The organism is Thermomonas beijingensis (assembly GCF_020034655.1).
Lineage (GTDB): Bacteria > Pseudomonadota > Gammaproteobacteria > Xanthomonadales > Xanthomonadaceae > Thermomonas > Thermomonas beijingensis.
This window is the reverse complement of record NZ_JAIQDJ010000001.1, coordinates 1,079,514-1,091,257: the sequence shown is the minus strand read 5'-3', so window position 1 is coordinate 1,091,257 and position 11,744 is coordinate 1,079,514. Positions and strand designations below refer to the sequence as shown.

General features: G+C 60.2%; 11 protein-coding genes. 4 read left to right on the top strand and 7 right to left on the bottom strand.

The genetic code is table 11. The annotated features are described in order from the left end of the window. Positions 1 to 47 precede the first annotated feature (47 nt). Positions 48 to 2,036, bottom strand: a complete 1,989-nt coding sequence (locus K7B09_RS05075) for an SDR family oxidoreductase (RefSeq protein WP_223627393.1) — start codon at positions 2,034 to 2,036, stop codon at positions 48 to 50. Positions 2,037 to 2,197: 161 nt separating this feature from the next. On the opposite strand from K7B09_RS05075, the gene K7B09_RS05070 reads away from it, so the two are divergent. Both K7B09_RS05070 and K7B09_RS05065 read left to right on the top strand, forming a co-directional pair. Next, on the top strand, positions 2,198 to 2,455 hold the full coding sequence (locus K7B09_RS05070; RefSeq protein WP_223627391.1) for an acyl-CoA-binding protein: 258 nt from the start codon (positions 2,198 to 2,200) through the stop codon (positions 2,453 to 2,455). Between the two features lie 13 nt (positions 2,456 to 2,468). Further along, positions 2,469 to 3,095 carry a TetR/AcrR family transcriptional regulator gene (locus tag K7B09_RS05065; protein WP_223627389.1) on the top strand — a complete coding sequence of 209 codons (627 nt, stop codon included), beginning with the start codon at positions 2,469 to 2,471 and terminating at the stop codon, positions 3,093 to 3,095. Between the two features lie 122 nt (positions 3,096 to 3,217). Here K7B09_RS05065 and K7B09_RS13170 read toward each other — a convergent pair whose 3' ends face one another. Then, positions 3,218 to 3,352, bottom strand: coding sequence for a hypothetical protein (locus K7B09_RS13170; protein ID WP_263296624.1), 135 nt, complete (start codon positions 3,350 to 3,352; stop codon positions 3,218 to 3,220). A 182-nt stretch (positions 3,353 to 3,534) separates the two neighbouring features. Here K7B09_RS13170 and K7B09_RS05060 point away from each other — a divergent pair, with 182 nt between their 5' ends. Continuing rightward, the gene (locus tag K7B09_RS05060; RefSeq protein WP_223627387.1) at positions 3,535 to 4,398 is read left to right on the top strand and encodes a tetratricopeptide repeat protein; all 864 of its coding nucleotides are present in this window, start codon (positions 3,535 to 3,537) and stop codon (positions 4,396 to 4,398) included. A 22-nt stretch (positions 4,399 to 4,420) separates the two neighbouring features. On the opposite strand, the gene K7B09_RS05055 is transcribed toward K7B09_RS05060, so the two are convergent. From K7B09_RS05055 to K7B09_RS05035, 5 genes are all read right to left on the bottom strand, one after another. Further along, positions 4,421 to 5,548: an MraY family glycosyltransferase gene (locus K7B09_RS05055; RefSeq protein WP_223627384.1), complete on the bottom strand. Its 1,128-nt coding sequence runs from the start codon at positions 5,546 to 5,548 to the stop codon at positions 4,421 to 4,423. A 162-nt stretch (positions 5,549 to 5,710) separates the two neighbouring features. After that, positions 5,711 to 6,109, bottom strand: coding sequence for a fluoride efflux transporter CrcB (gene crcB / locus K7B09_RS05050; protein WP_223627382.1), 399 nt, complete (start codon positions 6,107 to 6,109; stop codon positions 5,711 to 5,713). Further along, the gene (locus K7B09_RS05045; RefSeq protein ID WP_374348413.1) at positions 6,106 to 7,488 is read right to left on the bottom strand and encodes a replication-associated recombination protein A; all 1,383 of its coding nucleotides are present in this window, start codon (positions 7,486 to 7,488) and stop codon (positions 6,106 to 6,108) included. The genes crcB and K7B09_RS05045 overlap by 4 nt, the downstream gene beginning before the upstream one ends. A 59-nt stretch (positions 7,489 to 7,547) precedes the next feature. Then, the gene (lolA, locus tag K7B09_RS05040) at positions 7,548 to 8,165 is read right to left on the bottom strand and encodes an outer membrane lipoprotein periplasmic chaperone LolA (RefSeq protein WP_223627380.1); all 618 of its coding nucleotides are present in this window, start codon (positions 8,163 to 8,165) and stop codon (positions 7,548 to 7,550) included. Between the two features lie 73 nt (positions 8,166 to 8,238). Then, positions 8,239 to 10,593: a DNA translocase FtsK gene (locus K7B09_RS05035; protein WP_223627746.1), complete on the bottom strand. Its 2,355-nt coding sequence runs from the start codon at positions 10,591 to 10,593 to the stop codon at positions 8,239 to 8,241. A gap of 199 nt (positions 10,594 to 10,792) precedes the next feature. Between K7B09_RS05035 and trxB the strand changes: the two genes are divergently transcribed. Further along, positions 10,793 to 11,743, top strand: coding sequence for a thioredoxin-disulfide reductase (gene trxB / locus K7B09_RS05030; protein ID WP_223627378.1), 951 nt, complete (start codon positions 10,793 to 10,795; stop codon positions 11,741 to 11,743). The last annotated feature ends 1 nt before the right edge of the window (position 11,744 follow it).

The following is an 11,744-nucleotide window of genomic DNA, read 5'->3' as shown; positions in this document are numbered from 1 at the left end:
CGGCCACAAGCCAACCCCAGCGGGTTGACTTGTGGCTTCTCGGCCAATCACCAATGCACGCCGCGCATCAATGCCGCAAAAGCGATCTGTTCGTGACTGGGCGCTTCCTCACGCAAGGCCTTCTTGTCACCCTTGGCCGCTGCCGAATCCGGGAATAACTCGAATGCGGTATTCATCACCACTTCATAGGCTTTTGGAGCCACCGCATTGATCAGCGCGCTGAAAATACCCAGCCGGGTAGCAATACGGCTGGGCCGCTCAATGATCCCCTTCACCACCAAATCGGCGGCTTCATCCGGCGACAAGGTGGGCACGCTGTCATACATCTTGGTCGGCGCAATCATCGGCGTCTTCACCAGCGGCATATTGATGGTGGTGAAGCTGATCCCCTTGCCCGACAACTCGCCCTGCGCGCAGCGGCTGAAGGCATCCAACGCCGCCTTGGATGCCACATACGCCGAGAACCGTGGCGAGTTGGCCAGCACCCCAATCGAGCTGATATTGATGATGTGGCCGCGTCGGCGCTCCACCAACGTCGGCATGAAACCCATGATCAGACGGATGCTGCCAAAGTAATTCAACTGCATGGTACGTTCAAAATCGTGGAAGCGGTCGTAGCTGGCCTCGATCGAGCGCCGAATCGAACGCCCGGCATTGTTGACCAGCACATCCACATGCCCGTGCTCGCTGAGGATAGTGGCCACCAAACGGTCGCAGCTGGCCAAGTCGGCCAAATCTGCGGTGTAAGCAAACACCTTGCCGCCGGCCTTTTTCATCGCATCACGCGCCTTGAACAATTCTTCCTCGCCGCGCGCCACGATAATGGTGGTGGCGCCGGCTTCGGCCACCCGTTGCGCGGTGGACAAGCCAATCCCCGACGACCCCCCGGTAATCACCACCACCTTGCCCTTGACCTTGCCCTTCAGGCTGCGGTCGATGAACAAGTCGGGGTCAAGATGGCGCTCCCAGTAATCCCATAGCCGCCATGCGTAATCGTCCAGGCGCGGCACCGCAATCCCGCTGCCTTTCAGCGCGCGCTCGGTTTCGCGGTTGTCAAAACGGGTGGGATAGGTGATGAACTTCAACGTCTCTTTGGGGATCCGGAAATCGCGCAGCAACATGCCGATAAAGCGCCGCACCGGCGGCAACCCACCCACCGCCATGCGCACACTGCCAGGCAGGAAAGCAAACATCCGCGCATCAATGCGCATGGTCATTTCCGGGGCATGACCGGCACGCGCAAAGGTATTAAGCACCTCGCCCACCCGCATCGGGTCGGGGTCAGTGAGATGGAAGCAATGACCATCGAGCTTGGGCTTGTGCGCAATGTGATCCATCGCGTCAGCCACATAGTCCACCGGCACGATATTGATGCGCCCCCCCTCGATGCCCAGCGTAGGCATCCACGGCGGCAGCATCTCGCGCAATTTCTTGAGGAAGGTGAAGAAGTAATACGGGCCGTCAATCTTGTCGATGTAGCCGGTCTTGGAATGGCCTACCACCATGCCCGGGCGATAGATCCGCCACTTGATACGCTTTTCGGCGCGCACCAAGCCTTCTGACGCATGCTTGGTGCGCAGATAGGGGTCATCCAGGCCCTCGGCTTCGTCGAACATGTCTTCGCGAAACACGCCCGGGTACAAACCTGCGGCTGCAATTGAACTGGTGTGATGGAAGCATTTCACCTTCAGTGCAACGCCCAAGTCCAGCGCATGTTGGGTGCCATCCACATTGGCTGCTTGCTGGCTCTCTGCAGACGCAGTGACATCGTAAATAGCAGCCAGATGGAAGAAGTGCTGAATCTTGCCGGCCAAGGCGCGCAGTTGTACTGCACTGACCCCGCAGTTGGCGGTGGTCATGTCACCCGCCACCGCGACCACCCGCTTGGGATCCCAGCCGCGCTGTTTCACGACCGCATCAAACTTCTTCATCGACGCCTTACGCACCAGCACATGCACCGTGCCCTTGCGCTTGAGCAAATTGTCGATCAGGTACTGGCCAATGAACCCGGTACCACCCGTGACGAAATAACTCATTGCGCGTCTCCCTGTCAGGCAAAAGTCGGCCGCGTGCGTGCCGTTGCCGCCTACGTTGCCAGAGCTTTGCACACTCCACAATTCCCCGGCGTATTGACCCATGCAGATGTGCATGTTCAGATGACCGCATCCACACAAATTTCCGTGCAAGGGGAACCCACATGGCCGATCTGCAAGCCCTGTTCGAACAAGCCGCCAAGGATGTGCATGCACTGACCGAGCGCCCGGATAACGACACCTTGCTGCGCCTGTACGCGCTGTACAAGCAAGGTGCCGAAGGTGATGTCAGCGGGACCAAACCGGGGTTCTTTGACTTTGTCGGCACCGCAAAATACGAAGCTTGGGCCAAACTCAAGGGCACCTCGCAAGAAGCAGCCAAGCAGAAATACGTGGATTTGGTCAAGAAACTCGGTGCCTGAGCGAACCAAGACGATGGCCCGACAAACCCGCCAGCGCATCCTCGACGCATCGCTTGCGATGTTCAACGCGCAGGGTGAACCCAACGTCACCACCAACCATATTGCCGATGAGCTGGAAATCAGCCCGGGCAATCTGTATTACCACTTCCGCAATAAAGACGACATCATCGAGCAGCTGTTCGCCGGCTACGAAGCGCGGATGGATACCGCGTTGGCCGCACCGGAAGGCCGTCTGCCCGGGCTGGAAGACATCTGGCTGCAATTGCATTTGGTGTTTGAATGCATCTGGGACTACCGCTTCCTGTATCGCGACCTCGTCGACATTCTCAGCCGCAACCGCCGCCTGCGCCTGCGTTTTGCGCGCATCCTCAAACGCGCCGATGAGCAGGCACACACAGTGATGCGTGGCTTGGTGCAGGCCGGCGTGATGCGGGCCTCCGCCGATGAAGTGAACGCCGCCGCCACCAATATCCTGGTGATCGCCACGTTCTGGATGAACTACGCAGCAGCCCGCGGCGACAAGGACGAACGCACCTCGATCCGCGACGGGATCGTACAAGTGATGATGTTGGTGGCCCCGTTCCTGCGCGACGCCGAACGCGTGCATCTGAACACCCTCACCCGCGCCTACATCACCTGAACCAGCGGGTACCACGGCTGCGGTGGCAGCCCCCCCGTGGAGCGGCCGCGAAAGAGTGCGCCCTGCGCACGACTTGTCACCATTGCGTCGCGGCCAGAAGCCGTGTGGAAAAACCGCAAGGGTCAATCGCGTTTGCGACCCAACTTGCGCCGCACCCGCGCCAGAACGCCCAAGCAAGCCAGCCAGACATGGCGTGCAGTGACATCAAACGCCAGTTTGGATGAAGGCTTGATCGCTTTTTTGCCGGACTTGGTCATTACACGACCTCAGAGATACTTAATTGCCAGTGTGCTGGCCTAGGCTTGAGCAATCACACTAGCGCGCACACGAGCCCCCCCTCTTGCCAGAATCCATGCCGCAACGGATGCTGGCACCTTGCATCGTCCTTGCACGCAGCTGCTTTACTACCCACTCACACACCATCATCGAGGCAGTCCATATGGCCAGCAAAAAGAACTCCGCATCCGGATGGGCCGGCTTTCCGCACGATGCCAAGGCATTCGCCTACGCCAGTGAGGCGCTGAAGAAAGCTTGGCCGAAGCTGCATGCCGGTGACTGCGAACCCTATCCCGACAGCAAGCACGCAGCCACGTTACTGAAGTCAGCGGGCAAGGCTGCCCCCAAGCTTGATGCCGATGCACTTGCCGAAGCCTTGCAAGAAGCCTGGCGGGCCTTCCATCACGGTGACTTCAAAACCGCCTTTGATACCGGCGTAGCGTTGGGGCCGGTGGGTGCGTCGGTTGCAGTCAAAGCCTTGGGCATCCATGCCACTTATCTGGTCGATGACGAAGACGAAAAACTCAAGCGCTACGAACACGCCGCCAGCCTTGCCGAAGCCGCCATCAAAGCCCTACCCAACGAAGTCAACAGCCACTACCGCTACGCATTTGCACTAGGCCGCTACAGCCAAGGCCTTTCGATCACCAAAGCACTGAAAATGGGTATCGCCAGTAAAGTGCGCACGGCGCTGGACACCACCTTGGAACTTGCCCCCAAGCACGCCGAAGCGCATACCGCGCTGGCGGTGTATCACGCCGAAATCATCAACAAAATCGGCGCGATGATCGGCGGCCTGACCTATGGCGCCAAAGCTGGGGCAGCAGACAAACACATCAAAGAAGCGCTCAAATTGACCCCCGCTTCGCCGATTGCCCATATCGAACACGGCAATGTGCTGTTACTGCTGGATGAGACTCGCAACGAAGACGCCGCCGCCAATGCCTATGAAAAAGCCAGCAAGTGCAAGCCGCTGGATGCAATGGAGACCCTGGATGCTGCTTGGGCGGCAAGCCAGCTGGAATAGCCCGCAGCGCCACAATCTGCAATCAAGTGTTGCGCTGCTCGCCGTCCAAGCCAGCTGCCTTGGATTCTGTGCTCGGTGGTGGCTGCCGGCGGAAACCTCGAAACAGCGCCACCGCGCGCGCGCGGTTGGCAGTCAACGTATACCAGCCCAGACACATCGCGACAAACCCTGCAAGCAACACCGGGTAGGGCAGCCAATGGGTACGGATCAACAACGCGACCCCCAATCCACACGCAAGGCTGAACATTGCCAAGTACACCGCCGCCCGCGTCGGCCCGAACCCGGCATCCAACAGGATGTGGTGAATATGGTCGCGCCCGGCCGCGAAGGGCGAGCGCCCCTGCCGTAATCTGCGCACGCTCACCACCAGACAATCCATGACCGGGATGGGCAACAACCACAGGGCCAATACCGGATTGACTGGATGTCCCGGGTTCTGGGTTAGGCGAAAGCTGATCCAGGCAATGACCAGCCCCAACAGTGCACTTCCCGCATTCCCCAAAAACACTTTGGCGCGTGGCCGCCATGGCAGCCGTATGTTCCAAGCCAAAAATCCTGCCAGTGCCCCGCACAGCACCGATAAGCGCGATGCCAGCACATCGTTGCCGGCATACACCGCCGCCGCCGCCAGCATCGTCAGCGCCGCCAACCCCAACAATCCAGCCAAACCGTCCGCACCATCAATCATGTTCATCGCATTGATGATGCCGATGGTCGCCACAATGGTGAACGGCACGGAGAGCCAACCCAAGGCCAGCGAATCCAGCCCAAACGCTGGCCCCAATTGCTCCACCCGCACCCCACCCCAAAAAATGATCAGCAAGGTTGCCAGGGCTTGGATCAGTATGCGCGTGTACCAGCGCATGTCATACAGGTCGTCATACACCCCCATCGCCACCAACAATCCTGCCGCCGCAAGAAACGCTTGCAGCGATGTGCCGCTCCTTTGGATAAATACAAAAGCAATCGCGCAACCAATCAGGATAGCCAGCCCACCGGTGACCGGGGTTGGGTTGGCATGATCCTTGCGCCCTGTGGGGTGGTCCAGCAGGTTCAATTTGGCAGCGAATGGCTGCAACAGATACAACACCAGTGAAGTAATCACCAGTGCCAACACCCCTGCCCGAAAGTCTAGCCCCAACCAAATCATGCACACCCCACCCAAGGTCAGCCGACACGATGCAGAAACTCGGTGCAACTGGCAAGCAGCGTTACCACTTCTCGTTGGCATTCAGCTTGCGGAGCATCGTTCGAATTGCCGCACCAATACTGGTGCCCTACATCCCCAACACGGACGCTGTGCGCTGTGGCTTCAAAGCGGTGCACGAATCCCTGCCGCAACACGGGTACCCAGCCACACCAACAACAGCCCCAGCACCAGCGTGGTCCCCAGGTACGCCAACGCCACGGGGCTGCGCGGCCCACGCGACAACAAAAGCACTTCCAACATCAGCGACGAATACGTGGTGAGCCCACCCAGCACGCCCACAATCAGGAAGGCGCGCCAATACAGTGCCTGCGGGCCACGGCCTTCCAACCACACCGCCAGAAAACCGATTGCGAACGAGCCAATCAAGTTGGCCGCCAGCGTGCCCCACGGAATGCCCTCGCCCAGCCGCCGCAACAGTACGCCGCCCAGCCAATAGCGGCCACCCGCGCCCAATGCACCCCCGCACATCACCAGTGCCAATTGCTGCCACCAAAGACTCATGCCTGCCCCTTCTTGCCGGCCTGCTGGCCACTGCGTGCTTGCGTACGCGCTGCACGCAAGGTATCCAGTTTTTCTTTCAGCTTGATTTCCAACCCACGTGGCACCGGTTGGTAGTACACGCGCTCGCCCATGGCATCGGGAAACCCGGTTTGCTCCAACGCCACACCGCCGGCCACATCGTGGTCGTACTGGTAGCCTTTGCCGTAATCCAGCGACTTCATCAGCTTGGTGGGTGCATTGCGAATATGCAGCGGCACCTCTTGCGTACCGTACTCGCGCACATCCTTGCGCGCTGCATTCCACGCTTTATACGCCGCATTGGATTTGGCGGTACTGGCCAGATAAATGGTCAATTGCGCCAGCGCCAGCTCGCCTTCGGGCGCACCCAGCCGGTCAAAGGTCTCCCATGCATCAATCGCCATTTGCAAGGCGCGGGGGTCGGCCAGGCCGATGTCTTCCACCGCCATCCGTGTCAGCCGTCGCGCCAGATAAGCCGGGTCGCAGCCGCCATCCAGCATCCGCGCCAACCAATACACGGCGGCATCGGGGTTGGAGCTGCGCACGGTCTTGTGCAGGGCAGAAATCTGGTCATAAAACTGCTCGCCACCTTTGTCGAAACGACGGCTACGGTCGGCCAGCACTTGGTGCAGGCTGGCTTCGGTAATCTGGCCGTGCTCGCCCTGTGCGATATCGGCAGCGATTTCCAGCAAGGTCAGCGCACGCCGCACATCGCCATCGGCGGCGCTGGCAATATCTGCAAGCGCGGCGTCGGTGATCACCAATCCGCGTCCACCCAGCCCCTGCGTGTCATCGCCAAGCGCGTGCCGCAGGGCGATGGCGATGTCTTCGGCCGACACTGCCTCCAGCACATGCACGCGGCAGCGAGAGAGCAAGGCCGAGTTCAATTCGAACGACGGGTTCTCGGTGGTCGCCCCCACGAACACGATCGTGCCGCGTTCGATATGCGGCAAAAACGCATCCTGCTGCACCTTGTTGAAGCGGTGTACCTCATCGACAAACAACAAGGTGCGCTGGCCCGCGTCAAACCGCGCCTGCGCTGCTGCCAACACCTCGCGCACTTGCGGCAGGCCCGAGAGTACCGCCGAGATCGCCACGAATTCGGCCTGCGCATGCTGTGCCAACAACAGCGCCAACGTGGTCTTGCCGCAACCAGGTGGCCCCCACAAGATCATCGAATGCACATGCCCGGCTTCAATCGCACGGCGCAGTGCCGAACCCTCGGCCAGCAAACGGCGCTGGCCTACCATCTGCGCCAGCGTGCGCGGGCGCATGCGCTCGGCCAATGGGCGCAGCGCCTCAACGGCACCTGCAGCGCCAAGCAGGTCAGCAGTGTGGGAGGGTGTGTGCGGCGCAGACATGGGTAGATTCTAAGCGACGATGCTGCGCGCCGCGCCGCGTCAATCCGCCGGGTGCCACATCACCCGCCAATCACATCCACGCCCTTGGCAGGCACATAGGTAAACGTGCCCTTGGCAAATACCGGGTTGCGCTTCCAGCTGGTGAAGGCAATGGTCGTGCGCTGACCCAGTGCATCGGTGTACTCCATGTGCACCAGTTGACCCTGCGCAAACCCCAGGCGTGCGGATTTGAAACCTGCATCGGCATTGCGCGGGGTGATGTCCAGCCACTCCACCCCGGCTTGCACCGGGCTTTCCTTGACCATGAAGTCATGTACCAGCCGTGCCGGCGTCAACAACAATGCCAGCGGGCTGTTGGCTTCTTCCACACCCTGCGCACGTTTGGTGGCTTGGTTCAGATCGGGTTCGTACACCCAGACTGTGTTGCCATCGGCCACCACCAGTTGCGCATAGGGTTTGATGTATTCCCAGCGCAATTGGTTGGGTGCAGACAACGCAACCCGCCCGCTGCTGCTTTCCTTCTGCTTCCCGCGGACGTCAAAGACTTGTTGGCTGAATTGGCCATCCAGTCCCTTCAAGCCTTTGCTGAAGGCATCAAGCGCATCACGCGCACCGGCATTGGCACCATTGGCCACCAGCAACAAAGCGGCGGCGATGAGGGGTGACACAATTTTCATCGGAAATTCCTGCAGGGCTTGCGCGGCAGTGTGTCGCAAGCAAGCTGAACCCGTCGTTTGCGACAAGACACCATCAGCCGCGTGGCGGTGGTGGCGCCAATACAGTGCGGTCGCCATTGTGCTCGGGCGTGCTGACCACGCCGGCGGCTTCCATCGCCTCGACCAAACGCGCCGCGCGGTTATAGCCAATTTTCAAACGCCGCTGCACGCCGGAGATCGAGGCGCGCCGGGTTTCGGTGACGATTTGTACGGCCTGGTCGTACAACGGGTCGGCTTCCGGGTCATCGCTGCCGGCCGCTTCCGGCAAGCCGTTGGCCCCCACGCTGCTGCCGTCGTACAGGGTTTGCGCCTCTTCCAGCACGCCCTCGATGTAGTCCGGCCCACCCGACTGCTGCAGGAAATGCACGACGCGATGCACTTCTTCATCGGACACAAAGGCACCATGCACGCGCTCGGGCATGGCAGTGCCGGGCGGCAGATACAACATGTCACCATGCCCCAGCAAGGTCTCTGCGCCGCTTTGATCCAGGATGGTGCGCGAATCAATCTTGCTGCTGACCTGGAACGCGATGCGGGTGGGGATATTGGCCTTGATCAGGCCGGTGATCACGTCCACCGACGGGCGCTGGGTGGCCAGGATCAAGTGCACGCCGGCCGCACGTGCTTTTTGCGCCAACCGGGCGATGAGCTCTTCCACCTTCTTGCCGACGATCATCATCATGTCGGCAAATTCGTCGATGAACACCACGATAAACGGCAGCGGCTCCAATGTGGGCGGCGCTTCGTTGAGATCTGGATTGGCCTTGAACAGCGGGTCCACCATCGGCTGGCCGGCGTCGATGGCATCCTTCACTTTCTTGTTGAAGCCAGCCAGATTGCGCACGCCCACCGCACTCATCAGCTTGTAGCGGCGCTCCATTTCCGCCACGCACCAACGCAGGCCGTTGGCGGCTTCCTTCATGTCTGTCACGACCGGCGCCAGCAGGTGTGGGATGCCCTGATACACCGACAGTTCCAACATCTTCGGGTCGATCATCAACATCCGCACGTCTTTGGCTGAGGCCTTGTACAGCAATGAAAGCACCATCGCATTGACCGCCACCGACTTGCCCGACCCGGTGGTGCCGGCGACCAGCAAATGCGGCATGCGCGCCAGATCGGCCACGATGGGTTTGCCGGCGATGTCCTTGCCCAGCGCCAAGGTCAGCGGGCTGGCGGATTTGTCGTACTCTTTCGAGCGCAGCAGTTCCGACAGATAAATCATCTCGCGGCTGGTGTTGGGCGTTTCCAGACCAATCACCGACTTGCCCGGGATCACATCCACCACGCGCACTGATTTAACCGACAAGCCACGCGCGATGTCTTTGTCCAGCGATGAAATCTGGCTGACCTTGACCCCCGCCGCCGGCTGTACTTCGAAGCGGGTAATCACCGGGCCGGGATAAGCGCCCACCACTTCGGCGTCGATGCGGAAATCCTTGAGCTTGAATTCGATCTGGCGCGACAGCGTTTCCAGCGTCTGCGCGTCGTAGCCCTTGGGTTGCGGCTTGGGGTCATCCAATAGCGCCAGAGGGGGCACACCCGAGCCATCATTGACATGGAACAACGGGATTTGCTGTTCGCGCTTGGCGCGCTCGCTTTTTTCCACCACCGGCGTCGCCGGCGGCTCGATCTTGACCTTCTCGCGGCGCAGGCGAATTTCCGAATCGGTCTTGCGTGCTTCCTCACGTTCTTCACGCAACGCACGCGCATCACTCCACTCGCTGGCCTGCTTCACGCCTTGGCGCGCACCGCGATTCAGTAGCCCCGGCAATGCCAGCACCCAAGCACCCAAGCGATCCATCACCGCCAGCCACGACAAGCCGGTAGCCAAGGTGACCGAGACCAGGAACAAACTGAGTAGAAATAAATTCGCGCCGAGTGGCCCGAACAAGGTGTGCAGCGAATTGGCGGCCAATCGTCCCAACACCCCACCACTACCCGCTGAAAATGCATTGCTGCCCTCTACCCGCATCGCCAGCAAGCCGCAGGTAGCCACCAGGAACCCGACAATACCCACCAAACGCAAAGCCGGACCCAAATCCGCGTGGCCATCGCCATCGGTATCCATGCCGAACAATGCAATCCACGCAATCGCGCCCAAAATGATTGGCAGCAGAAATGCGGTATAGCCAGTCAGAAACAACAGGAAACTTGCCAGCCACGCACCCGCCAGCCCGCCGATATTGTGTACCGGGGCCAATAGACTGGATTCCCGATCCCAACCCGGATCCGCGGGTGAATAGGTGAACAGGCAGGCCAGCAAATACAGCAGCACCGGTGCAATGACAATCAACGCAAGGTCACGCCACAGGCGTTGCTGGCGCGGGTTCCCACCTGCACCGGCACTGCCTGTGTTGACTGCCGCTTTGCGGCTGGTCCTGCTCAGATCGGTGACCGCTTTTGCCACTTGTGACCTTGCCTCATAAAATTCCCCTATCAGCTTGATATTACGACATTTGTCACAGTTGGCGACGAAACATGTGCAGATTTCAAGCCACAGCGTTGCAATCATCGTGCCTTGCCTTGCCGCATTCCCGCCGCCAAGCTAGCGGGTACATTCTCGTCCTACTGGATTGCCCACCTCCATGACTACACAACACAGCACCCTGCTCATCCTCGGCTCCGGTCCCGCCGGCTGGACCGCGGCAGTGTATGCCGCGCGCGCCAATCTCAAGCCCGTGGTGATCACTGGCATGCAGATGGGTGGTCAGTTGATGACCACCACCGAAGTGGACAACTGGCCGGGTGATGCGCACGGCCTGATGGGCCCGGATTTGATGACACGCTTGCAAGCGCACGCCGAGCGTTTCGATACCGAAACCGTGTTTGACCATATCCATACCGCCGACTTGTCGCAGCGCCCGTTCCGGCTGGTGGGCGACTCCGGCGAATACACCTGCGATGCACTCATCATCGCTACCGGCGCTACCGCCAAATATCTGGGCATTCCTTCGGAAGACACCTTCAAAGGCCGTGGCGTGTCTGCCTGCGCCACTTGTGACGGGTTTTTCTACAAGGATCAGGATGTGGCCGTGATCGGCGGCGGCAATACTGCTGTGGAAGAAGCCCTGTACCTGTCCAACATCGCCCGCAAGGTCTATCTGGTGCATCGCCGCGACACCCTGCGCGCCGAAAAGATCATGCAGGACAAATTGTTTGCGAAAGTAGCCGCCGGCAAGATCGAAACGATCTGGCATCACACCGTGGATGAAGTGCTGGGCAATGATGCCGGTGTCACCGGCATGCGGCTGAAGTCGATGCAGGACGGCAGTACCCGCGAGATTCCGGTGCACGGCTTCTTCGTCGCCATTGGCCATTCGCCCAACACCGCACTGTTCGAAGGTCAACTGGAGATGAAAAACGGCTACCTGAAAATCCAGACCGGGCTGGACGGCAATGCCACTCAAACCAGTATCCCCGGCGTCTTTGCGGCGGGTGATGTGGCTGATCAGGTGTATCGCCAAGCCATCACCTCGGCCGGCTTTGGCTGCATGGCGGCGCTGGATGCCGAGAAATTCCTCGACGCTGGGCATTGAT

Bases quoted from the DNA above. Each gene is read 5' to 3' on its own strand.
- K7B09_RS05055 (WP_223627384.1), bottom strand. From the start codon at position 5,548: ATGATTTGGTTGGGGCTAGACTTTCGGGCAGGGGTGTTGGCACTGGTG.
- K7B09_RS05060 (WP_223627387.1), top strand. From the start codon at position 3,535: ATGGCCAGCAAAAAGAACTCCGCATCCGGATGGGCCGGCTTTCCGCAC.
- K7B09_RS05070 (WP_223627391.1), top strand. From the start codon at position 2,198: ATGGCCGATCTGCAAGCCCTGTTCGAACAAGCCGCCAAGGATGTGCAT.
- K7B09_RS05045 (WP_374348413.1), bottom strand. From the start codon at position 7,488: ATGTCTGCGCCGCACACACCCTCCCACACTGCTGACCTGCTTGGCGCT.
- lolA (WP_223627380.1), bottom strand. From the start codon at position 8,165: ATGAAAATTGTGTCACCCCTCATCGCCGCCGCTTTGTTGCTGGTGGCC.
- crcB (WP_223627382.1), bottom strand. From the start codon at position 6,109: ATGAGTCTTTGGTGGCAGCAATTGGCACTGGTGATGTGCGGGGGTGCA.
- K7B09_RS05075 (WP_223627393.1), bottom strand. From the start codon at position 2,036: ATGAGTTATTTCGTCACGGGTGGTACCGGGTTCATTGGCCAGTACCTG.
- K7B09_RS05065 (WP_223627389.1), top strand. From the start codon at position 2,469: ATGGCCCGACAAACCCGCCAGCGCATCCTCGACGCATCGCTTGCGATG.
- K7B09_RS13170 (WP_263296624.1), bottom strand. From the start codon at position 3,352: ATGACCAAGTCCGGCAAAAAAGCGATCAAGCCTTCATCCAAACTGGCG.
- trxB (WP_223627378.1), top strand. From the start codon at position 10,793: ATGACTACACAACACAGCACCCTGCTCATCCTCGGCTCCGGTCCCGCC.